The 25,113-nt window shown below is 40.3% G+C and carries 18 protein-coding genes; 9 read left to right on the top strand and 9 right to left on the bottom strand.

All coding sequences use genetic code 11. The features are described from left to right. Positions 1 to 53: 53 nt before the first annotated feature. The 5 genes from BKM32_RS02415 to BKM32_RS02435 all read right to left on the bottom strand — a co-directional run bounded on the left by BKM32_RS02415 (position 54) and on the right by BKM32_RS02435 (position 9,608). A complete protein-coding gene (locus BKM32_RS02415) occupies positions 54 to 2,537 on the bottom strand; it encodes a glycan-binding surface protein (protein WP_076662401.1) in 2,484 nt (827 codons plus the stop codon). Positions 2,538 to 2,588: 51 nt separating this feature from the next. Then, positions 2,589 to 3,671, bottom strand: coding sequence for a hypothetical protein (locus BKM32_RS02420; protein WP_053976223.1), 1,083 nt, complete (start codon positions 3,669 to 3,671; stop codon positions 2,589 to 2,591). 10 nt (positions 3,672 to 3,681) lie between these two features. Beyond that, positions 3,682 to 5,265, bottom strand: coding sequence for a RagB/SusD family nutrient uptake outer membrane protein (locus BKM32_RS02425; protein ID WP_076662402.1), 1,584 nt, complete (start codon positions 5,263 to 5,265; stop codon positions 3,682 to 3,684). Between the two features lie 11 nt (positions 5,266 to 5,276). Beyond that, positions 5,277 to 8,378 (bottom strand): TonB-dependent receptor, encoded by a 3,102-nt coding sequence (locus BKM32_RS02430; protein ID WP_216349592.1) that lies wholly within the window; start codon positions 8,376 to 8,378, stop codon positions 5,277 to 5,279. 351 nt (positions 8,379 to 8,729) lie between these two features. Then, complete coding sequence (locus BKM32_RS02435) at positions 8,730 to 9,608, bottom strand: AraC family transcriptional regulator (RefSeq protein WP_076662404.1); 879 nt, start codon at positions 9,606 to 9,608, stop codon at positions 8,730 to 8,732. A gap of 158 nt (positions 9,609 to 9,766) precedes the next feature. Between BKM32_RS02435 and BKM32_RS02440 the strand changes: the two genes are divergently transcribed. The 6 genes from BKM32_RS02440 to BKM32_RS02465 are packed head-to-tail and all read left to right on the top strand — an operon-like array spanning position 9,767 to position 18,021. Beyond that, on the top strand, positions 9,767 to 10,897 hold the full coding sequence (locus BKM32_RS02440) for a glycoside hydrolase family 26 protein (protein WP_076662405.1): 1,131 nt from the start codon (positions 9,767 to 9,769) through the stop codon (positions 10,895 to 10,897). A gap of 3 nt (positions 10,898 to 10,900) precedes the next feature. Beyond that, on the top strand, positions 10,901 to 12,739 hold the full coding sequence (locus BKM32_RS02445) for a sodium:solute symporter family protein (RefSeq protein WP_076662406.1): 1,839 nt from the start codon (positions 10,901 to 10,903) through the stop codon (positions 12,737 to 12,739). A 1-nt stretch (position 12,740) separates the two neighbouring features. Continuing rightward, the gene (locus BKM32_RS02450; protein WP_371328770.1) at positions 12,741 to 13,928 is read left to right on the top strand and encodes a glycosidase; all 1,188 of its coding nucleotides are present in this window, start codon (positions 12,741 to 12,743) and stop codon (positions 13,926 to 13,928) included. Further along, on the top strand, positions 13,928 to 15,115 hold the full coding sequence (locus tag BKM32_RS02455) for an AGE family epimerase/isomerase (protein WP_076662407.1): 1,188 nt from the start codon (positions 13,928 to 13,930) through the stop codon (positions 15,113 to 15,115). The genes BKM32_RS02450 and BKM32_RS02455 overlap by 1 nt, the downstream gene beginning before the upstream one ends. 4 nt (positions 15,116 to 15,119) lie before the next feature. After that, positions 15,120 to 16,667 carry a glycosyl hydrolase gene (locus BKM32_RS02460; RefSeq protein WP_076662408.1) on the top strand — a complete coding sequence of 516 codons (1,548 nt, stop codon included), beginning with the start codon at positions 15,120 to 15,122 and terminating at the stop codon, positions 16,665 to 16,667. 46 nt (positions 16,668 to 16,713) lie between these two features. Beyond that, positions 16,714 to 18,021, top strand: coding sequence for a beta-mannanase (locus BKM32_RS02465; protein WP_253187382.1), 1,308 nt, complete (start codon positions 16,714 to 16,716; stop codon positions 18,019 to 18,021). A 36-nt stretch (positions 18,022 to 18,057) separates the two neighbouring features. Here the strand turns inward: BKM32_RS02465 and BKM32_RS02470 are convergent, their stop codons facing one another. From BKM32_RS02470 to BKM32_RS02480, 3 genes are read right to left on the bottom strand one after another with little or no spacing between them, the layout of a single operon-like run. Beyond that, on the bottom strand, positions 18,058 to 19,425 hold the full coding sequence (locus BKM32_RS02470; protein WP_083702108.1) for a sialate O-acetylesterase: 1,368 nt from the start codon (positions 19,423 to 19,425) through the stop codon (positions 18,058 to 18,060). Then, positions 19,418 to 20,416, bottom strand: a complete 999-nt coding sequence (gene mgrA, locus BKM32_RS02475; protein ID WP_076662411.1) for an L-glyceraldehyde 3-phosphate reductase — start codon at positions 20,414 to 20,416, stop codon at positions 19,418 to 19,420. The genes BKM32_RS02470 and mgrA overlap by 8 nt, the downstream gene beginning before the upstream one ends. 6 nt (positions 20,417 to 20,422) lie before the next feature. Further along, on the bottom strand, positions 20,423 to 21,523 hold the full coding sequence (locus BKM32_RS02480; RefSeq protein ID WP_083702072.1) for an SGNH/GDSL hydrolase family protein: 1,101 nt from the start codon (positions 21,521 to 21,523) through the stop codon (positions 20,423 to 20,425). Between the two features lie 174 nt (positions 21,524 to 21,697). Here BKM32_RS02480 and BKM32_RS02485 point away from each other — a divergent pair, with 174 nt between their 5' ends. From BKM32_RS02485 to BKM32_RS02495, 3 genes are all read left to right on the top strand, one after another. Continuing rightward, positions 21,698 to 22,291, top strand: coding sequence for a YceI family protein (locus BKM32_RS02485; protein WP_053976234.1), 594 nt, complete (start codon positions 21,698 to 21,700; stop codon positions 22,289 to 22,291). 40 nt (positions 22,292 to 22,331) lie between these two features. After that, positions 22,332 to 23,624, top strand: coding sequence for a hypothetical protein (locus tag BKM32_RS02490; protein ID WP_076662412.1), 1,293 nt, complete (start codon positions 22,332 to 22,334; stop codon positions 23,622 to 23,624). A gap of 83 nt (positions 23,625 to 23,707) precedes the next feature. Continuing rightward, complete coding sequence (locus BKM32_RS02495; protein WP_053976236.1) at positions 23,708 to 24,256, top strand: YceI family protein; 549 nt, start codon at positions 23,708 to 23,710, stop codon at positions 24,254 to 24,256. On the opposite strand, the gene BKM32_RS02500 is transcribed toward BKM32_RS02495, so the two are convergent. After that, positions 24,249 to 25,112 carry a BadF/BadG/BcrA/BcrD ATPase family protein gene (locus BKM32_RS02500; RefSeq protein ID WP_076662413.1) on the bottom strand — a complete coding sequence of 288 codons (864 nt, stop codon included), beginning with the start codon at positions 25,110 to 25,112 and terminating at the stop codon, positions 24,249 to 24,251. The two genes, BKM32_RS02495 and BKM32_RS02500, sit on opposite strands and share 8 nt — an antisense overlap. Position 25,113 lies beyond the last annotated feature (1 nt).

Genomic DNA, 25,113 nt, shown 5'->3' on the forward strand with positions numbered 1-25,113 from the left:
AGGTATTTTACAGGGAATAAAAAAACTAATTCAAATAAGTGTTATTAATCAATTTACTGAGCTTCAAAACGTACATTGTCTATGGCGAAATTCAACAAGACATCGGCTCCTTCGAAAGCCATTCCAAATTCCTGGTCAATCAAACTAAAATCTGGCACTCCCAGAACAGAACAAGGAATAGTGACTGTAGTCCAGCTGCCATCGGTATCAAAATCTTCTCCGGTATCGGCCCACGGCTGCCAATTATAGAAGGCATCCACTCCGTCACCATCATGAAAACGAATCCTGAACATTCCCGCCGTAAGTGGTTCAATGGTCATGATATCAAATTTCAAAACATAGTCACTGATATTGTCAGCCACAGTATTTTGTCCGTTCAATGTGGAACCGTTTCTCCAGAAAAGATCTTGCCATCCGGTACCGCCTGTTTGGAAATTGGCTCTACCGTAGCTAGATCCATCCAAACTAATGGCTGCATCGTTTTCGGCATTTACATTACCCCACCAAGGACCATTGGCATCCCAATCGAAGAATACCAAATCGGTATCATCTACAGGATCAACACCACCACAACCAGCAGTATCAAAACGCACATTATCTATAGCGAAGTTCAACAAGACATCGGCACCTTCAAAGGCCATTCCAAACTCTTGATCTACTAAACTAAAATCCGGAACTCCCAAAACAGATAAAGGAATTTCAATAGTTTCCCATCCATCTGTCTCTAAAGGCTCACCTGTATCCACCCATGGCTGCCAGTTATAAAAGGCATCTACACCATCTCCATCATGGAAACGAATTCTGAACATTCCAGCTGAAAGTGGCTCTATGGTTCTCAAATCGAATTTCAACACGTAATCATTCACGTTACTTCCAACGACATTTTGACCATTTAAAGTAGACCCGTTTCTCCAGAATAAATCCTGCCATCCAGTGCCTCCAGTTTGGAAGTTCGCCCTACCATAGCTAGACCCATCAATGCTTAGAGAAGCATCATTTTCTGCATTTACATTACCCCACCAAGGACCATTAGCATCCCAATCGAAGAACACCAATTCTGGATCACCAACAGGACATAGGCCACTTTCTCCCGTTTCAATTCCTAGAGCACCCGTTAAGGCATCAGGAACCAAAATTCTATTTATTTCATGCACTATCCCGTTAGTAGCACCAATATTTGTATTTACGACCAAAGAAGGGATTGCAGCCTCAAAAGTTGGCAACAATCTAGGATCATCCCCACTTAAATCTACCGAAATAACATCTCCGTAAATCGTACTAATATCTCCACCATCCACAAACTCACTGGACATTAATGTTCCTACATGCAAATGGTAATTAACAATATCTGTCAATACCGCTAATTCTTCAGGAGTATCAAAATCATCCAAACTTTCAAAATTACCAGCAATAGCAAACAAGGCCAAAAAGGCATCATTATTAGGCGCAAAAACGGTCAATTCATCTGTAGTTAAGGTTTCGGTCAAGCCCACCATTTCAACAGCCGAAGTAAATGACGTAAATCCTCTGTCGTTGCAACGCTCTACAATATTCAAAGTTGCACTCAACACCGATTGAAATATGGAATTCGGAATCAACACTTTATTCACGCCATGTACCATTCCGTTTACAGCTTGTACATCAGTAAGAACGATTTCACCATTATCATAAGAAGCATCATCGATTAAATTATCATTAATAGCAAATGTTTCTCCTTGCATCGTTGTTGGCGTAGTTCCATTCACTTCTTCACCTAATATATTCTCTCCAGCAACCACATGATACAACAGTATTTCCTGCAATATTTCTACAGGAACATCACTCAATGAAGTCCATCCAAAAGCACCGTTAAGCTGAGCCAACAAGCTTTCAAAGGCCTCATTAGTTGGCGCAAATACGGTAAATGGATAGTTTTCATTTTCAGGATCCGATTCTGACAACGCCTCTCCCAAACCTGCCAATTCAATAGCTTCCACCAAAGAAGAATACTCAGGGTTTGCAGCAACATGATCAACTACAGTAGGAGGCAACAACACAGCATCCACGGTATGAAGCACCCCATTAGTAGTTCCTATGTCGTAAGCACCATCAACTAGAGAAGCCACACCATTGAACATCAATTCGGCATTGGCATTCGTGAAAAAACTCAAGTTATGACCATCTGGTCCCGTTGCCATTGTGCTCCTATATCCTGTTGTCATTGTAGTGATGAAATCTGGAGTCACTGTACTAATGACATGGTTGAGCAAAGCATTTTCCAATTCTTCCTCCGTCAATGAAGACGTATCGATATTTCCAAAGGCCGAGTTATTTGGGGCAAAAACGGTATAGGTAGATGTCGTTCCCAAGGTTTCATCCAAACCTGCTTGCGCCAAGGCGTCGTTCAACAACGATAAGTCTGGAGTTTCAGAAATTACTTCAGAAATACTCCTTGGATCATTCCCCAAACTAGGAAACTGGTCATCGTCGTCCTTACATGCCGTAAAGCATGCCAAGGCCACAAACAAGAACGTGTTATATATTTTGGATACTTTCATTATAATTCTTTTTAATTAATATGTTTAGTTGATTATAATACCGACAATGAATTATAGGAATCCAAAATCATCGATATAAAAAATATACTCAGCCAATCCAGTGTTGGATGACTCTTGGAAATCCAATCTGAAAATTGTACTTGGCGCTCCGTTTGGATAGAAATCTGACAACGGAATCACCACTTTGTTCCACTCTCCTGGAATCAATTGGATAGGTTGGTGCGTTGCAGCGCCATCAAAATCATTGATTGCCAAGGTTACGGTATCTCCAGGTGCCCCAGTACCATATACCGATACGGTAATGGCATCAAACTGATTGAAAGGAATATTTGGCACCCAGAAAGTAAATCCAGACCAAGCCTCTCTAATACACTTGATAGAATATTGCCCGATAGCATGCTCTGTAGAATACAAATCATGGGTTCCGCCCCATTCTCCTACCGTCCAATCTGGATGCAGATCATCAATATAAATGGAATATGAAAATCCATAAGAATCCGATCTTGCCACAGCTCCTCTGGTAGTTGCCAAATAGATATAGGCCTGCTCCACTCCGTCGGGAACTTTTACAGTAACCACTTCAGGAGTAATAGACACTATTTCTGCTTCCAACTCTACAAGGTTTCCATTTTCCTCGGAACCGCTTACAAAGGTTACCGTATCTGTATCAGTAAAATCACCTCCCATTAGGTGTACCAATTTTACACCGTCTACAGTTTCCTCTGTAAAGTCTGTAATGGTTAACAGGGAAAAATCGTATTCAACAGATCCTCCCAAGGTTTCCAAACGCAAAATATTAGGTTGGTTTACATAAGGTGCTTGTTCAGGAATGGTTACAAACGCAACATTATCTGTTACCAATGCTGGATTAAATCCTGATTGATATCCGTTAAAGTATACTTTGAGCAAGCTACCTAAATAGTTTCCTCTAATAATATAAGTGCCCTCCAAAACTCCTTGAGTTACGGCAACGTCTTCCGTTACTTCACTCACACTAGTAATCACTGGCGGCTTTGAAGCATCAGGCGTGGGAGCATCTTTAAAGTCATTTTCACAAGATGTTAACTGCAATGCTGCAATTATCATTACCATAAACCATCTTGCCTTCTGTAAGTTTATATGCATTGTTTTCATAGTCTTCTTTTTATTCAAAATCGTAAGGTACCGGTGGCTCCAATAGAGCTGGGTTATTCTCAATCTCGTTGTTTGGATATGGGAACAACAAATCATCCATTGTTGCTGTATAAGTTTCCGACCAAACAGAAGGTGGATCAGTATCATTGTTATAAGTACCTCTTTCGGTATTGCTTAAGAAATTCAAGGCGAAATTTGGCCCACGTCTTACTACATCGTACCAAAATTCAGACTCATAAGCCAACTCAATTCGTCTTTCATTGAACACATCATCCAAAGTTGGATTTGGCTTATCTGCCAATCCAGCTCTACGTCTCACCTTATTGAAGGACGCAATGCCATCGGCTGTAGAGCCACCTCCACTTAAAGCCGCTTCAGCATGAATTAACAACAACTCTCCATAACGTAAAATATAGGTGTTGTTCGGATAACTTTGCGCGGCACCACCACCATTGGTAGCAGCATTACCTACTACATATTTTTTAACGCCAGCATTGGTTCCTTGGTGACTGATATTTTCAGAAACTGTATATCCATCATTTAAATCTGGATAATAAGCCCCTGGAGCCATAATTGTGGCATAATATCTCTCATCCAATTCCGTATCCTCATAAGCTTGCTGCAAATCTATTGAAGGTCCTACCGCAGACCATCCATCGGAGAATCCCGTTACACCAGCTGGCGCAAACAAGGACTGCAATCCATTCCCTTCGGCCCACACTCCTGTGTTGGTCCATTGTAAGGCAATGATAGATTCTGGATTATTGTCATTTGCCGTTAGAAACAGGTCGTAGTAGCTTCCTGCGGGGTCCCCATCTTCAGCATCGCCTCCATAAAGTTTAAATTCACCTGAATTAATCACTTCGCTCGCCAATTGATAAGCCATGGTATAGTTTTGTTCATATAAATATACCTTCGCCAAAAGCGCTTTAGCAGATCCGCTAGAAACTTTGGCATTGGCATCATAGTTGGAACCTCTCACTTTTTCATAACAATTGTCGATGGCAAACTCCAAATCTCTTTTGATGAACTCATACACATCAGATTCCGGGTTACGTGGCACCACAGGCTCCAAAACATATTCGTTATTATCCGCAATAATTGGAATTGAACCAAAAATTCTAACCAAGTAAAAATAAGCGGCAGCTCTAATTACGCGAGCTTCCCCTAAGGCATTATTAACTACATCTACCGGAACATCTGCCGCTACTTTTTCTGGCAAGGTGTTAATTACAGCATTACTTTGTGCAACCACGGCATATAAAGACTCCCAAGCTTGGGTTAAAGTTCCATGCTCTCCGGTGATGGCAAAGTTCATAAAATCCCCATTTCTAGGATCCCAAGTACGTCCGTTCCCAGAACTGATCTCTCCAATACACCAAGACACATTGGTTACAAAATTATACCAAGGCCTTGTGTAAAGCGCATTAGTTGCTGCATTGACCTGCTCGGTAGTTTGATAAAATTCATCAACGTTATATGAATCCTCCGGTGGCCTATCCAAGAAATCTCCCGTACAGGACGACAAGCCCAACACCACCGTTAACACGGCTACAAGTTTCGTTTTAAATAGTCTGTTTGTATATGTATTCATAGCTGATGTTTTTAAAATTCTAAATTAAATCCTAGCGTAAAAATCCTTGGGGTTGGGTAACGTCCGTTGTCCACTCCCATAAGTAGCGCATTTTGATTATACACCCCAACTTCTGGATCGTATCCCGAGTAGTTGGTGAAGGTGTAAAGGTTTTGGATCATTCCATAACATCTCAATCGGTTGATACCTACAGATCTTGTTACATCTACTGGCAAAGTATACCCAAGGGTCACGTTTTGAATTCTCAAATAGGACCCGTCTTCTATATAGCGATCGGAAATATTAATGTTTGGCGTATCATTTCTAGCCAGTCTTGGAGAACTTGCATTTGGATTGTCTATTGACCAATAATCCAAAACTGAAGGCGACTGGTTGGTATGTGTTGCATTACCTGCAGTTAAGTTTCTTGCCACAGCATTAAACACATCATTTCCATAAGATCCTTGCATGAAAATGGAAAGATCTAAGTTTTTATAGTTGAATGAGTTTTGGAATCCAAATGTAAAGTCTGGGTGCGGATTACCAATCACGGTTCTATCGTTGGTATCAATCACGCCATCACCATTTACATCCTTAAACTTCAAGTCTCCTAACCAAGTAGTCGAGAATAAAGCGTCTTCAAAAGGACGTCCGAATTGTATTGGAGCGCCTTCCATATCTTCTACGGTTCTAAACATGCCTTCAACCTGGTATCCGTAAAACATCCCGATTGGCTCACCCACTTCGGTAATGGTTATAATCTGGTTGGAAGTGTTCATGGTAACCGTACCGTAAATGGTCAAATCACCCAAAAGTTCGTTCACTCTGTTTTCATACTTCGAAAACGTTAAAGAGGAATTATATGAAAAATCCCCGCTTCCAATAGTTTTATAGCTTAAGGTAACATCAACCCCTTTATTTTGCATTTCCCCAAGGTTTACCCAAGGCGCTCCAATGGATCCTGGAGAATTACCACCGGTAACAAAATCAGTAACCGCCAATTGGTACAAGAAATCCTTAGATACCTTGTTGTATACTTCAACTGTTGCCCCGAAACGAGAATCAAACAAAGAGAAGTCCAAACCAAAATTGGTTTGTTGTGAAGATTCCCATTTTAAATCTTCGTTGGCAAAATTGGCAAATTCAAAACCTGTTCCCAAGCCCGTGGATATGGTATTCAATCTTGCTCCATAGGCAAAGTTTGGAATGGCCTGATTACCTACTTCTCCGTAACCTCCATAAAGCTTAATGTTCTGTATGGCATCAAAATCGTTCATAAAGTTTTCATTGGACAATCTCCAAGATCCCGAAATAGATGGGAAATACCCCCATTTTTTGCCATCGGCAAATTTTGAAGACCCATCCGCTCTTAAGGAAGCCGTTACATTGTAACGACTATCGAAGGAATAAATCACCCTTCCAAAGAAAGAAGACAAAGCAGCGCTACCTTTATACTGTTCGTTGTTATCATTGGCATCACCAGTACCCAAGATTGGCACATCGTTACTCACGAAATCTCCATCACTTCCAATGACACCTTCCCATTTGGACTCCTGAGCTTCTTGCCCTAATAATACTGTTAAATCATGCTTATCATTAAAACGATCATTATAGGTCACCAAGTTTTTAACAATCCAAAAATCGTTATTTTCTCTTCTTACATTCAAAGAACTCTCCCCTCCAGTAATTTCACCATATGTGAAAGTAGGCTGGAATCTGTCACTTAAATTAAAACCAAAGTCCCCACCAAATTCTGCTCTATAGGTAATTTTATTTCCTAATTGGATATCTGCAAACATATTTCCGAAAAGACGGTTACGGGTCAAGGTATTCTTAAGACTTAAGGCCTTTGCAATAGGATTCTCGTTTTTGTAGTCGTCATCAGCATCAGGACCTGCAAAAGACCCATCCGGATTGTAGACCGCGGTAGCAGGGTTGTTCATTAAAGATAAGAAAACAATCCCGTTTGTCGCGTTGTTCAATGTTAATTTGTCATTGGTTCTACTGGCAGTCAAGTTAGCCCCAACCGTAATTCTGTCGGTTACTTTAGCCGATATGTTAGAGCGAATATTGATCCTATCAAACCCAGAACCGATCACCGTTCCTTCTTGATCCAAAAACCCTGCAGATATGAAGTAATTCATATTGTCGTTTCCTCCTGAGAAAGACAGTTCATGACTTTGCATCAAGGCATCATCAAAAATGGCGCTTTGCCAATTGGTACCTTCACCCAACAAACTTGGATTAGCAAACTCCGGCTGAAGATTCAACCCATAAATAGTACCAATTTCATTTTGCAATCTTGCATATTGCTGCAAGTTCATTACGTCAATAAAGTTGGTAGGACGCTGGATAGCCATAAAGGTATTGTACTTAAGCGATCCCTTTTTGTTTTTTCCACTTTTAGTAGTGATGATTACTACCCCGTTAGCACCTCTAGAACCGTAGATAGCCGTTGCAGAAGCATCCTTTAAAACGTTCAACGTCTCAATATCATTTGGATTCAGTGCCGCTAATGGACTCACATCTGTAGCACCATCTCCTTGACCAATATTGTTATCGGCAATGGAACGCCCACTGGTAGCAATATTGTTAGTATCCCCAGAAATTGGCACGCCATCAATAATATACAACGGCTCACCAGATCCAGAAATGGTATTCACCCCACGAATCCTAACGGACACCGCACTACCTGGCTGACCAGAGTTAAGAGTAACATTCACCCCAGAAGCGCGACCTTGAATCAACTGGTCCACACTCACTTGAGGCATGTTTTGGATCGCTTCCGCATCTACAGTTGCTACGGAACCACTGAGGTCCTCCTTCAATTGTGACCCATAACCAATGACCACAACTTCCTGAAGACTCTCCAAGTTTTCTTTAAGGGTAACATTCACAACAGTCCTTCCTCCTACAGGAACTTCCTGCGTCACAAATCCTAGGTAACTAAAAACTAAAGTCGCATTTTGCTTGACATTAATTGCATAGTTCCCATCAAAATCTGTAACAGCACCAACCGTTGTGCCCTTCACCAAAATGTTCACCCCTGGCAGCGCCATCCCATTTTCATCACTGACTGTTCCAGTGACTTGAGATTGTGCAAAGGCAAATTGTCCCGCCAGAAAAAAGAACAAAAAGGCGTAACAATATTTTGTACACCTATAAATGTTTTTCAGATCAAATTTTCGCATGTTGTTAAAGTGTTAGTACAGTATATTTAAGTAATTTTAATTTTAAATGCCTTATAATTGATATTAATACAAATAATTAATGAGTTTTTTATCATATTCAAATTTAGCTCAAATGTTAAGCTACTGTTAATATTATTTTGTCATTTACCTATAAAATATTTCACCTATAGCTAAAATAATTAAGCTACACCCACTTTAAAGAGCACAAAAAGCTAACCCACAACAGCTTAAACAGCAATAAGACACTAAAACAAAATCACACCATACACCTCCACTTTAACTTCCATCCCTTTCTTACAGAATCCGTTTAATACCTGAGAATTCGTTTTTATATTGACTTGGCGTACAATTTTTAAGCTTTTTGAACACCCTATTAAAATTCGCAATGTTGTTAAACCCTGAATTAAATGCGATTTCGGAAATACTCATATCCTTCTCCAAAAGCCACATCGAGGCATAGCCAATCCTAACATCATTTACATAATCCACAAAGGTTTTCCCGGTTCTCTTTTTCATAAAACGGTTAAAAGACACATTGCTCATATTCACCAATTCCGCCACTTCCGAAAGGGAAATTTTCTTTTCAAAATTGTCCTGCACAAACTCATATACAATCTTGATCTTATCACTATTCTCAAAATTGTCTCGATTCACAGTATAGGTCGACAAAAGCCTTTGATTTCTAGAGTTGGCGAGGTCATGAAGAATAGATACCAACTCCAAAAAATAGTCCATCCCATCCAATTTAGACACCTGCCCCAGACGCTCCCCAATTTCGGCAGCCGTCTTTTTGGAAAACAGGATCCCATGGATAGATCTTTCAAACATATCCTTAATGGACTTCATTATTTTTCTGGACAACAACTCCTTGTTCAAAAGGTTTTCATGAAACTGAATGGTCACCTCATGAATGGCTTCACTTTTACAATCATGAGTCAACCAACCGTGATGCAGATTAGGCCCAACAAGCACCAACTCCACATCGTCAATCACCTCTACACTATCCCCAACAACACGTTTTACCCCCTTACCATTACTGATAAAATTGAGCTCGTACTCTGGATGGAAATGAATAGGAAAATCAAAATCATTCTTGATTCTGTCAAATACCAAGAAGCTATCTTCTGGAGATAAGGGCGTAATCTCGCGATGCACCTTTTTAAGTATGTCCATTTAATTTGCAATTATATTGTAACATATTGATAAAATAATATCATGAATATGTTAGCTGTATGTTTAATTTTGAATACTGTAATTTTTACTTAACAAAAATAGATATTTTACAATTATACCTCATAAAAATATCAAATAACTAAATCAGGTCACAAAAAATGCAGATTATCATTAATAAGAATGCATTCATAAAGAAATTTGCAATTCTATTTTCAGCTCTCAACTTCGCTTGTGCGCAAGCCCAACACAAAGAAGCACCAGAATTGCAACTTTCTGACAAAAAAGTATCAAATAGCGTAAAAATTCTTTATCAAAAATTGGAAGCCACTTCCAAAAAAGGCTTCGCAATAGGACACCAAGATGCTACTTCTTATGGATTAGGATGGCTTTACGAACAAAACCCTACAACCATAAAAAGTGACGTTTATGAGGTCTGCGGAGACTATCCCGCCGTTTATGGTTTTGACATAGGCCACCTTGAACTTGGTAATGATAGAAATCTGGATTCGGTACCTTTTAAATTAATGAGAGACCTAATCATTAATGCTCATAAAAAAGGAGGTATTATTACCATAAGCTGGCATTTGGACAATCCCACTTCTGGAGGAAACTCTTGGGATAAAACATCTGCTGTTCAAGACATCATCAAAGAAGGCAAACACAGAGACACCTATGAACTTTGGGTTTCCAGAGTGGCCGATTTCATGAAATCACTTAAAACTGAAACCGAAATGGTTCCTGTCATTTTTAGACCGTTCCACGAAATGAACGGCTCTTGGTTTTGGTGGGGAGAAGGAAACTGCAGCGCCGAAGATTACAAAACGCTTTGGAGAGAAACCCTAGAACTTTTGAGAGACAAACACGAAGTTCACAACCTGCTTTACGCCTATTCCCCAAACAAACTCAACCCTACAGACGATTACCTTAAATACTACCCCGGCGACGATTATGTGGACATATTGGGAATTGACATTTACGACTTTAAAAATTCGGAAGATTATATAAAATCAGTGGTAAATGATTTAAAAATCGTAAAAGATATCGCAAGCAAAAAAGGAAAACTATATGCTTTTACCGAAACAGGCCTAGAAACCTTATCCACCCCAAATTGGTTTACCGAAGTATTGTACCCAGCCATTGAAAATACTGGCATTGCATGGGTATTGTTTTGGAGGAATGCCCGAACCGACCATCATTATATGCCCTACAAGGGCCACCCTAGCGAAAATGACTTTAAAACCTTTAAAGCCCTTCCTAAAACTTTATTTTTGCAGGACATAAAAAACTAACTTATGAAATTATTGCACACCGTTGATATTATTATCATCCTATTGTATTTGGCAACCATTGTATTTATTGGACTTTACCTCAGGAAAAGAGCACAAAAAAGTAAAGACGATTATTTATTGGGAGGAAAATCCATTCCTTGGTACATGTTGGGTCTCTCCAACGCCTCTGGAATGTTCGACATTTCAGGAACTATTTGGCTGGTAACCCTCATGTTTGTGTACGGAATTAAAAGCGCGTGGATTCCTTGGCTATGGCCCGTGTTCAACCAAATATTCTTAATGGTGTATCTCTCTAAATGGCTTAGGAGATCTAATGCCACAACCGGTGCCGAATGGATCGGAACGCGATTTGGATTCAAAAAAGGCGCAAAACTTTCACATATTATTGTAGTGATTTTTGCCCTTATCATGTGTTTGGGATATCTAGCCTATGGCTTTATAGGTCTAGGAAAATTCATCGAAATTTTCATTCCATGGGAAATGGTCAGCAACTACGTGCCATTTAATGTAACCCCAGAATACGTACCACATTTCTACGGAACCATCTTCACCCTGTTCGCAGTATTCTACTCCCTTTTGGGTGGAATGTCTGGAATTGTGTGGGCCGATGTGGTGCAATTTGCCATCATGACCATTGCCGCTTTAGTTATTGGATATCTAGGATTCCACGCCGTAGGCACCCAAGGACTCACAGTTCCTGAAGGATGGGACAGCCCGTTCTTTGGTTGGGAACTTAATTTGGACTGGAGCAATATCATCCCTGAAGTCAATCAAAAAATCAAGGAAGACGGTTTTGGACTCTTTACTATTTTCTTTATGATGATGGTCTTCAAAGGTGTTTTGGTGAGTGTTGCTGGGCCTGCCCCAACCTACGACATGCAAAAAATCCTATCCACGAAATCACCTGCCGAAGCATCTAAAATGAGTGGATTTGTATCGGTTATTTTAATGCCAATCCGTTATTTAATGATCGCCGGGTTTGCCGCTTTAGCCTTGATCTACTACGAAAAACTGAACCTGGAAAATGCCGCTGGAAATATCGATTTTGAATTGATCCTACCAACAGCCATCATGCAATTTGTACCTGTTGGCCTACTTGGACTTTTATTAGCCGGATTAATTGCCGCCTTTATGTCCACTTTCGCAGGAACTTTGAATGCCGCGCAAGCCTATTTGGTAAATGATATCTACCTAAAATACAAAGCCCCAAATGCCAGCACCAACCAAATTAAAAACATGAACTACATCACGGGTATATTGGTAGTGCTCATCAGTATTGTTTTGGGCTTCTTCGCTAAAGACGTTAATTCTGTACTGCAATGGATTGTTTCAGTACTTTACGGAAGCTATGTAGGTGCCAACATCCTAAAATGGTACTGGTGGCGTTTTAATGGTGAAGGCTTTTTCTGGGGAATGGCCGCAGGTTTGTTATCCGCAGCCATCATACCAGAACTGTTCCCAAATGTTTTAGGACTTTACCTATTCCCTCTCCTATTAATCATTTCTTTGATAGGATGTATAATAGGCACCTACTCCGCACCACCAACCGACGAGGAAGTATTGAAAACTTTCTACAAAAACGTACGCCCGTGGGGATTCTGGAAACCAATTCACGATAAACTGGAAGCCGAAATTCCTGGATTCAAAAAAAATACAGACTTTGGAAGAGACATGTTCAATGTGCTTATTGGTACCATTGCCCAAACGGTTTTGGTAATTCTTCCAATGTATCTCATTTTCAGACAGACATTACCAATATACATTTCAATAGCCATTTTAATTGTTTGTGTGTTCCTATTGAAAAAATATTGGTGGAATAATTTAGAAGAAAAATTAGACTAAGATGATGCAAAACGATGTTTACCCTGTTGGCTCCAAACTTCAAAAAGTTAAGGAGGAATTTGACGCATTGATCGCTCAAAAAAACGAGGCTGTTTTCAGCTCTAACGGCATATACAACCGCTATAAAAACCCCATTGTAACAGCTGCCCATGTGCCGCTACATTGGCGATTCGATTTAAACGAAACAACCAATCCAAATGCTTTGGAACGCATTGGCTTTAATGCCACCTTTAATGCAGGCGCCATTAAATGGAAGGACAAATATGTGTTATGCGTTAGAGTTGAAGGAAACGACAGAAAGTCCTTTTTTGCCATGGCCGAAAGCGATAACGGGATTGACAACTTTCAATTTTGGGACCAACCTTGCGTGATTCCTCAAATTGAAGGCAATCCAGATACCAACGTCTACGACATGCGCTTGACTCAGCATGAGGACGGCTGGATCTACGGTATCTTTTGTACCGAACGCAAAGACCCTGATGCCCCTGCTGGAGATACCAGTGCAGCGGTAGCCAATGCAGGAATTGTCCGCACCAAAGATTTAATGACTTGGGAACGCCTGCCTGACCTTATTTCCAATACAGGACAACAGCGAAATGTGGTAATGCACCCAGAATTTGTAAATGGCAAATACGCACTTTACACCAGACCTCAAGATGGCTTCATCAGTGTTGGAAGCGGCGGAGGCATTGGTCTTGGGTTCATTGAAGACATGAATAACCCGGTGGTAGAAAATGAAACCATCATCAATAATAAAGAATACCATACCGTTTACGAATTGAAAAACGGTTTGGGGCCAGCCCCAATCAAGACCGACAAAGGATGGCTACACTTGGCTCACGGTGTTCGTAACACTGCAGCTGGACTGCGTTATACCTTGTACATGTTCATGACAGATTTGAATGATATTTCCAAGGTAACGCATCAACCCGCCGGTCACTTTATGGGACCTATCGGCAACGAGCGCGTAGGAGACGTTTCCAACGTTTTGTTTGTAAATGGCTGGATTGAAGACACATATGGAACGGTTTATATCTATTATGCTTCTTCAGATACCAGAATGCATGTGGCCACTTCTACCGTTGACAAATTGGTTGATTATGTCACCAACACTCCCGAAGACACCTTTATTTCGGCAGGATCAGTGCAAAACATCATTGACCTCATCAATAAAAACAAGGCATTATAATGCTTGAGGCATATAAAAATTTACAACAGGAGCTTGCTGCTGAACTGAAACGAATTCTCAATTATTGGGTGAAGAATACGCTCGATAAGGAATTTGGTGGTTTCGTTGGAACAAGAAATCATTTCAATGAGTTAGTCCCATTGGCTTCCAAAGGAATCATTTTGAACACGCGCATTTTATGGTCATTTTCAGCAGCCTCCAATCACTTAAAAACAGACAACTATAAAGACATTTGCGATAGAGCCTTTACATACCTAAACGAATATTTTAAGGACAACAATCACAAAGGTTTGTTTTGGGAACTCGATTATACGGGAGCTCCCATCAACAAACGTAAACAGGTATATGCACAAGCATTTGGTATTTATGCGCTATCTGAATATTATGTATTAACTGGCGATAAAGCTTCCAAACAATGGGCCGTTGAATTGTTTCAACTGTTGGAAACTCACGCCAAGGATAACGAGCGCAAAGGCTATTTAGAAGCTTTCAATGAAGATTGGGCGCCTATTGAAGACATGCGCTTGAGCGAAAAAGATATGAATGCCGCAAAAACCATGAACACCCACCTTCATGTTTTGGAAGCCTACACTTCATTACTAAAAATTTATGACCACCCAAGCTTAAGGGCTTCGCTTCAAGAGCTCATAAGATTGTTCAATGACACCTTCTTAAACAAAACCAATCACTACGATTTATTTTTTGATGAAGAGTGGAATCTCCTGAGTAACACCATTTCCTATGGGCACGATATAGAAACTGCTTGGTTGGTAATTGAAGCTGCCAAAGCACTTGAAGATGACGTACTGATTAAAGAATGTGGAGCCATTGCTATTCAAGTAGCGGATGCTTTTCTTGCGGAAGGCATTGACAAGGAAGGCGCGGTTATCAATGAAAAGAATCTAAACACCAATCATATTGACCATGACCGTCATTGGTGGCCACAGGTAGAAGCTCTAGTTGGTCTCAATTATGCCTATCATATAAGCAAAGATCAAAAGTATCTTTCAGCTTCCCTGCCTATTTGGGAGTTCACCAAAACCTATTTGATAGACCACAAAAATGGAGAGTGGCATTTTAGGGTTGATGACAAAGGAATACCTTATGAAAACGAGGACAAAATTAGCATGTGGAAGGCACCATACCACACATCGCGCGCCTGCATAATGTTGAGTCCAAAACCATAACACCATGAAAACACTTGCCAAATTAGCAATGCTTACCACTATCTTTTGGACCCTGTTCAATTGTTCAAGGGATAGCGACTCCGATGGAGATGGAGACACCCTTCCAAAGGTGAGTATTGCAGCTACGAACAGTACTGCAGAGGAACCAGGAACCAACAGTTCTTTCAAACTAACGCTTACCGGAGCCTCCAGTTCCGCCACCACGGTTACATTAAGCATCAACGGGAGCGCCACCAACGGAGAAGATTATCAATCCATTTCAAACACGGCAACCATTCCTGCAAACACTACAAGTTTCACCATCCCTTTAACCATAATCGACGATCTCGAAACCGAAGGAGATGAAACCGTAGAAATTGAAATTATAGAGGTGAGCAGTAATGCAATTATTGGCAATCCAAATTCGGCTACGATCACTATTTCGGAAATTCCAGAAGACTTTATTTTACAAGCAGAGGACACCCCAAATCACATGGTCAACCCAAATGCCACGGCCGAAACTGTAGCCTTGTTCTACAACCTAAAGACATTATCCAGAACCAAATTCATTATTGGACAACAAGACGCTTTCAGTAGTTTTTACAATAACAATTCTGGGGACTCGGATATCAAGAAAACTACAGGAAGTGACCCCGGTTTAATTGGACTGGATTTTATGTTTATTACAGACGACCAAAACGATGGTTCCTCTGGAAATTGGTTCTACCAACAGGAACAACAAATAACTTCCCACGCCATTGAAGCTTACAACAAAGGCATGGTTGTCGGGTTTACATGGCACCTAAGAGAGCCTTATGAAGGCGAACATTTCTACACTAGTGAAATGACCGAATTCCAAAAAAACAACGCCTTTAAAAGCATCCTTCCCGGAGGCGCCAATCATGACTATTACAAGGAAAAACTTAACAAAGTAGCCGAAGTGGCCAATAATATGATTGGTTCAGACGGAAAGAAAGTCCCATTTATCTTTAGGCCTTTCCACGAATTTGACGGCAATTGGTTTTGGTGGGGAGAAGCCTATTGCACGGCCCAAGAATTTAAAACGGCATGGCAGTTTACCGTCACTTACCTTAAGGACACTTTAAGCGTGGACAACATTTTATTTGCCTTTGCCCCAGATAATCAATTTAATTCTTCCGTAGAATATTTGTCTAGATATCCGGGAGATGCTTATGTTGACATTTTAGGAATGGACAACTATGGCGATTTCAACAATCAGGGGCAAAGCGGTGTGACCGCTGCCAACAACAAGCTTAAAATCGTTTCGGATTTAGCTAAGGAGAAAGTAAAAATTGCCGCCCTTACGGAAACCGGCTATTTTGTGACCCCTGGAGAAAACAATCCAATTTCCAACTTCTATTCTACAAATCTGTACAACGCTATTACCGAAAACAACAACCATGTTGCCTATATGATGTTTTGGAGCAATAGCGAAAATACGTATTGCACCCCTGCGCCTGGACAATCGGACGTGGCAGATTTTATAGAATTTACAGACAAACCTAAATCTACGCTGGAAAACGAACTTCCAGACATGTATTCATTACCATAACCATTAAACAATGCGAATTTACCCAACTCTATTACTATCATTACTCATGGCTTTTTCGTGTAAAGAGAACGCCAAAGAACAAGCTGTTGCAGAAGACAACAATATTACCAGCGAAATTGCCCTTAACGACGTGCCTTTAATTCAGGTAAAAAACTCCAAATTTTACAAAGGAGACCAGCCTTACTATTTCGTAGGCGCCAACTATTGGTACGGACCGCTTATTGGCGCCAAAAATGGTGGCGACAGGGAGCGCCTGATCAAGGAGCTTGACCTGATGAAATCCATAGGAATTGACAACCTAAGAATTTTAGCTGGTGCCGAAGGTGATGGCGGCGACTCTAGAGTGCACCCTGCCCTTCAGCCTGAACAAGGTGTTTACAACGAAGATTTATTGGATGGTCTTGATTTCCTTATGTCCGAAATGCGCAAGCGTAACATGTACGCTATTTTGTATTTGAACAATAACTGGATTTGGTCCGGAGGGATGTCCGAATACTTGAAATGGAACGGTTACGGCGAAGTTCCTAACCCATTTTTGGAACAATATACTTGGGACCAATACATGAACTACACCAAGCAGTTCCACAGTTGCGAACCATGTAAAGAAGCTTTTTACAAGCATGTGAAATTCATCATGGGAAGAACCAACGCCTATACTGGCTTAAAATACACCCAAGACAACACAATTATGTCCTGGCAGGTTGCCAACGAACCTCGTGTATTGATGACTCCAGATCATGAAGCTACTTTTTCTGGTTGGCTTAAAGAAACGGTAGATCTTATGGAATCTTTGGATTCGGTACACCTCATTTCAACCGGAGCTGAAGGAAAAGCAAGTTACCTGCAAGATCTTGCGATGTATGAGAGATTACACGACAATCCTAATATCGATTACTTGACCATGCATATGTGGCCAAAAAACTGGGGATGGTATGATATTGACAACGAAAAAGTAACCACCCAAGAATCCATTGAAAAGGCCAATGCCTATATGGATGAACATATTGCAATTGCTGAAAAACAACAAAAACCAATCGTAATGTCGGAGTTTGGATTTCCAAGAGAAAAGGAAAGTCTCTCTCTAGACGCCTCCATCGAAAATAGAAATACCTTCTATAATGCCATTTTCAATAGAATTGCGGACAGTAAAGCAAAGCAAGGTGTATTGGCAGGATTGAATTTTTGGGGCTTTGCAGGCTACGCCAAAACAAATCCTTCAAACGGAAAATGGCAACATGGCGATGACTTTAGTGCCGACCCTCCTCAGGAGCCACAAGGTTTGAATTCGGTGTTTGCCTCGGACACTTCCACCTTGGAATTGATTAAAAAAGCTAATGACAGCCTACTTAAATAGATAAAAAAATCCCCGAAAAATATTCGGGGATTTCTTTTATTCAGTAGTAAAACAAGATGCCGGCAAATGGGCACCGTTAAACAAATTGGATTGATAGGAGTTGTTCCAACCAAACCTTACATATTTTGGCGTTTTAACTTCCTTCGATTTTAATTCCACACTTCCATTCACCAACTTTACGTTTGCCTTATAAAACACTTTATCTTCTCCTGCAATTTCGAATAAAGATTCCGAGGATGACAGATAGAGACCATTATTGTTTTTGAAAGTTACTATAGCTCTTTTTCCATGAAAATCTACACTTTCGAACAAAGGCCCTTCTGCAACTTCATCAATTACATTATAATGCTTGCTTAAAGCTAAATTGGCCAACCTCACCCCAACAGACTTCTTATCTTTAGGATGGATATCATCTACTGTAGAGACATCATCAATGACCACCATTCCGGTATTGGAAACACGGTCCAAAACCTTACGTTGGGCATTTCTAATTTTCACTGCTGAATAGATATCCTCCCCATAGTTATAAGGCGCTATTTGCACATAGTAAAATGGAAATTCGTCATTCCACAATTTTCTCCAAGATTGAATCATCGCTTCTAGAGACGCATCATAGATATCTGCACCAACATTGGCTTCTCCTTGATACCAAAGAGCACCCGCCAATTGATAGCCTACCAAAGGCTGTATCATAGCATTAAAGATCCGTGCAGGCTCCACTGGCCCATAAGGCACAGGTGTTAACTTTTGAGCCGCATCTCTTAAAACAGGATTTTCAAGTATAGTTTCTTCTGGAGTCCATGCTTCAATAGGCGTTCCTCCCCAAGCGGACACCACCAAACCAACAGGAGTATCTGGTATTTTACTTTGGAGCTGTTGCGCAAAGAAATAGGCCACGGCACTGTTGTTTTTCATAGTCTCTGGCGTACACACCTCCCATTTCCCAGGCAGGTTATTTTGAAGGTAAACAGACGTTGTTTTGGTCACCTTAAAAAATCTTATGTTAGGCACATTAGCCTTTGCAACCTCATCCTTATTTTTAATGCCCCAAGCCGCAGACATTTCCATATTGGACTGCCCGGAGCACAGCCAAACCTCACCAATCAAGACATCTTTAATTTCAATGTAATTGTATCCCGAAATCGTGATAGAATACCCTTCTCCAGCTTTAGGTGTTTGAACCATCATTTCCCATTGCGCCTGAACATTGGCTTTTACCTTATAGATTTCGGAAGTCCACGATGGCCGGATCACCACTTCTTCATCTGGCGCTGCCCAACCCCAAAATTTCACATTGGCATTTTGCTGCAAGACCATATGATCTGAAAAAATGGCTGGCAAACTGATATTTGCCCAAATTCTCTGAACAATCAAAAAACTTGCAATAAAAAATAGGTTACGCATTTGTGCCATTTAAGATTGTTTCAATCGCTTCCAATTCCGAAGTTGAAAAGGTTTTATTTTCCAAAGCCCCTAAATTATCCAACAACTGTTTTTCACTACTAACCCCTACTAAAACAGAAGTCACTCGTTCATCCTTCAACAACCAAGCAACCGCCATTTGTGCCAAACTTTGCCCTCTATCTTCAGCAATTGCGTTCAGTTTTTGAGCCTTTGATACCTTTTCCGCTGTGACCTGATCCAGCTGAAGGAACCCTGTACTTTTGGCTGCCCTGGAATCTTCTGGAATCCCTTTCAAATATTTAGAAGTCAAGATGCCCTGTTCCAACGGAGAAAAAGGAATACAACCTACTCCTTCATCCTCCAAAACATCCAACAAACCATTCTCAACCCAACGGTCCATCATATTATATCTAGGCTGATGGATCAAACAAGGCGTCCCCAAATACTTCAATATTTCAACCGCTTTTTTGGTATCCTCAGCACTATAAGAAGAGATTCCCACATACAGAGCCTTCCCCTGTCTTACGATTAAATCCAAAGCCCCCATGGTTTCCTCTAAAGGCGTGTTTGGATCTGGCCTGTGACTATAAAAAATGTCCACGTACTCCAAGCCCATTCGCTTTAAGCTTTGATCTAAACTAGCCACCAAATACTTTTTCGATCCCCATTCTCCATAAGGCCCTGGCCACATTAAATAACCTGCCTTAGTAGAAATGATCATTTCATCTCTATAAGGAGCAAAGCTCTTCTTCATGATTTTCCCAAAGTTCTCCTCGGCAGATCCTGGAGGAGGACCATAGTTATTGGCCAAATCAAAATGGGTAATTCCCTTATCGAAAGCCGTGTGCAAAATTTGCTTTCCATTGTCAAATTGGTCCACATGCCCAAAATTATGCCACAAACCCAGCGACAATTCAGGCAACAACAAACCACTATTTCCACATCTGCGATACTGCATGGTATCGTATCTTTTTTCGGAAGCCGTATACATGATCTTTTAGTTTTTATTCAAAATTTCTTGATAGAATGGCACTAACCGTTTTGCCATAATTTCATTTTCTTCAACACTTGGATGATAATTACAGCCATTTACGTACAAAGTATCAAACTGAAAAACAGCGATCTCCTTTTGCATATTATCCTTGAAATAACTTTGTACTTTTTCAAGACAAGCCACCAAAATATCATTGTTTTCACCCTGAATCATCGGACTGTTGAGCAATGCAATTTTAGTATTTGGATAATGGCCATAAATCATTTTCACGAAGCTAATGTAATTGTTCGTAAACTTTTCTGCATTAAAAGGCAAACGTTCTTTGACGCCATCGCCATTGGACATATCATTCGTCCCCAAACAAATGCTTACCAAATCTGGTTGAAACGAAAAATCATAGGGTTTTGAAGCATCTCTGTTGAGATATAAATTCTCGTAAACCTGCGGCATAATAGCCTCTTCTATATTTTCATCATTCCAATTACGGTACATTCCCATACCGGATACAGAACTCAGCGCAAAATTAGCATTTAAAGCTCTTGCTGCCCTTGGCCCATAAGCCAAATAGGCATTATGCTGATCGATATATTCCCCTTTATTACAAGGAATGCCACTATTATCGGCTAAAGCGCCACAGGTAATGGAATCCCCAATAAATTCAATGGATAAGGATGCTTTATTTTCAATAGGAACCAATGCTTCGGCTTCAACTCCCTTAAAAATCACTTCGCCACTTGCCGCTTCGGTCGCTTTAAAAATTTCTATGTGATGGCTTTCTTTTCCATCCAATTTAAGCACCAATTTGTTTATACTATCGCCTTTAATAGTGTGCCTTTTTTGATACTCCCCATCAATAGTTATCACTACATAATTACGGGGCTTGTATTCGGATTTCAAATATACCGTCACCGAATCCCCCTTAACTTTAAAGGCCACTGAAGCCGCCGAACCAACCAAGGCTCTATCACCATTGTCATGCATAGCAACCCTTCCCTTATATTCAAATTGAGGATTGGAAGGCATAAATTTCACCTCCTTGTTTTCTTCCTGTTTACAACTCACAAACATGAGCCCTAACAGGCCTAACATATATTTTAGTTTCATGGACAAATTTTAGGTTATAAAACTATAAAAAAGCCCAAAGCTTTCCTTCCTCTAAATCTTCAAAAACCTAAAATATTGATAACCTTCCAAATCATTACACAACAATTTACAAACACGCAAATACCTAGTATTCAATATATTTACTATCTTTAGAACACTTTTAATCCATCAGTTATGAAAAAAATTACTCTTACAAGCAACATTTTAAGTCTTGCTTTTGGACTTTGCCTCTGTTTCATTTCTTTTAATGTTTCAGCACAAACATTCACACTAAACAATTCTTCTTCCAAATTAACAGTGGAAGGGACTTCTAGTCTACATGATTGGGAAGAAGTTGCGGAAAAGCAAAAAGGCAGCATTGTTATTGACAATTCAGGCTCGGAACCTTCCATTAGTTCCCTTTCGGTTGAAATTGAAGCCGAAAGTTTAAAAAGCGGTAAGTCTGCTATGGACAAAAACACCTATACCGCTTTAAAGACAAAATCCAACAAAAACATCAGCTTTAAGCTTACCAAAGTGAAAAGCATTTCCAAGGTAAGCGATGGCAAATTTAAGGTGAGCACTACGGGAGATTTAAGTATTGCCGGAGTAACCAATTCTACCGATTTGGATTTCACCATGGAAATAAGTGGCAGCACCGTGAAACTTAATGGTGCCAAATCCTTTAAAATGTCCACTTTTAAGATCGATCCTCCTACAGCGGTTTTTGGCACCGTTAAAACGGGGGACGAAGTGACTATTAAGTTCACTTCGGTCTTAAGCCAATAATCCATCATCCAACCATTTTTCAACACTAATTTATCACATCATGAAAGCAACAATCAAATGCTTATTACTAAGCACATTATTTTTTGGATGCATAATGAGTTATGCCCAAAACCGACATCTGGACAACTTTAGGTATCCAGACCAAACAGGGGTTAACGTATTTGAAGACCCTAAGGACAGCATTTTAACTTTTGACGGTATCAAAGTTAGAGTTGGAGGCTCATTTGCTTTGCAATTCCAAGCTTTAGACCATGAAAATTCAGGAGCAGCGGAATTGGAATCTATCGGCTACAACTTCAATTTGGCAACGGCCAACCTCGATTTAGACGTAGCTTTAGCACCTGGAGTTAGAATGCACTTAAGAACCTATTTATCCTCTCGCCACCATCCAGAACCTTACGTAAAAGGCGGGTATTTCCAAATTGACAATTTAAGTTTTCTAAGTGACGGCCTTATGGACGGCTTTATGAAGTATACCACGATTAGGATTGGGCATATGGAAAACAACTATGGGGATGCACACTTTAGAAGAACTGACAACGCACAAGCCATCTATAACCCTTTTGTAGGAAACTTGATCATGGATTCCTTTACCACAGAAGTGGGTGCCGAAGTATACCACCAAAGAAATGGTTTTATAGGAATGGTAGGTGTTGCCAACGGAAAATTGAACCAATCCGTTGTTGAAGGTTCCAACGGCAAAACTGGCGGTATTTCCTTTTTGGCCAAATTGGGATACGACAACCAAATCACAGATCGTATCAGGCTGAGATTGACAGGATCGCTGTACAACACGGGATACGTACCAAGTCTGTATCTATATTCTGCAGACCGTGCTGGATCTAGATACTATAGTGTTTTGGAGGCCCCTGGTTCCAGCGCTTTTAGATCAGGACGTTTTTCTCCAAGTTTTAAAAACAGTATTACCGCGCTTATGTTCAATCCTTTTGTTAAATTTGGGGGACTGGAATTGTTCGGAACTATTGAATATACTTCTGGATCTACCAATGCCAGCTCAAGTATTGTGGATGATGTTGTTGTAATTACTCCCAAGAAGGATGGTAAAGCACAACAATACGCCGCCGAGTTAATTTATCGTTTTGGTCACAGAGAAAATTTCTATCTTGGCGGTCGGTATAACGTCGTAAATTCAGAATACGATGATACCGCTGACATTACCGTTGAAAGATTTCAGGCTGCCGCAGGTTGGTTTATGACCAAAAATATTTTAACAAAACTGGAATATGTGACCCAAAACTATGACGGGGCCACTGGAAGACTTGAAGACGGTAAATTTGACGGCCTTATGGTAGAGGCCGTTATAAGTTTCTAAAGCAGAAACACCCTTAAGTCTATAATTTAAAGTGAATTCTATTAATGAAAAAGTTTGTAATACCTACGCTAGTTTTTTTGTGCATGTTGCTAACTGTATCTTCCACAACCGGAACATACAAGATCAATGTAAAAATACATCCAGACAGCCAGCTAACTATCGTAGGTAACACAAACATCAATAAATTTAATTGTGGGTTCGATTCCAAAACCTTGGAAGAACCTATTCCTGTTGAATTTCGAAGAAAAGGAGACAACATTTACTTCAAAAAGGCGAAGCTAAAATTGAATACCTATCTTTTTGATTGTGGCAAAAAACTTATCAATAAAGATTTTCAGGATTTAATTAAAGCAGAAACCTATCCGGATATTTACCTTATCTTAAAAGAAGTCATTCCTTCTACAACTGACAAAAACTTGGTAAACGCCAAAGTAGATTTCAAAATCGCAGGCAAAACAAAGGAATATACCGTTCCCGTTACCTATGACGGAAAAGACGACTTATCCATTTCAGGAAAATTGCAATTGAATATTCGTGATTTTGATTTGGAAAACCCAAAAAAACTTATGGGATTGATTAAAGTTGATGATGTTATCACCATCAATTTCAATTTGCACATCGACACTATTTAAGCTGAACTGAATTGCCGTTCAACATGGTCTGCACCAAAATGTCCATAGGGCATTTCACAAAACTCCTAACCTGAAAACCATATCCAGAAAGAACCTCCTGAAGGATTTCTTGTGCATAGAACGCTATCGAGCCTACAAAGTGCAGCGGACTTGTTTTCAATTCTTCTGAATACTGCATCAATTGGTTATCAACAAATACTGAAAAGCCCTGAACCAATAGCTCTCGTGCAAACTCATGGGACTTATGTTCCACCAAAAATGGAGCAAATTGAGCCAAGTATTTGTTAGGCGCATCACACTTATACAACCTATGAAGCACATCCTTCTCCTCCAGAGAAACCTGCTTTTCAAATGCCGTTCTCAAATCATCTGGCATTTGTTGATAGTAATAGCTTTTAAGCAGCTCCCTACCAAAGTAATTACCGCTGCCTTCATCCATTAAAACATACCCCAACGATGGCACTTTGGCGATAATTTCAGTACCATCATAATAACACGCATTAGAGCCCGTCCCCAAAATGCACACAACTCCAGGTTTGCCTTTCACAGTAGCTCTTACAGCAGCCATTACATCTTCTTCCACGTCAAAAACAGCATTAGGAAACACTGCCACCAAAACATCTTTCATCATATTTTTGCTCTCAACCGTATTGCATCCGGCTCCATAAAAATAAACGTGACGCACCTTTTCCCCATGCAACAAAACCTCATCCGTATTTCTTAAAATATCCAACAAAGCATCTTTGTTGGATACAGAGGGATTTAGCCCTCGCGTTCTAATTTTAATAAGCTCGTATCCGGATTCATAAAATACCCAATCACATTTTGAAGAACCACTATCTGCAATAACTACCATG

Source organism: Mangrovimonas sp. DI 80 (assembly GCF_001975575.1).
Classification (GTDB): Bacteria; Bacteroidota; Bacteroidia; order Flavobacteriales; family Flavobacteriaceae; genus Mangrovimonas_A; species Mangrovimonas_A xylaniphaga.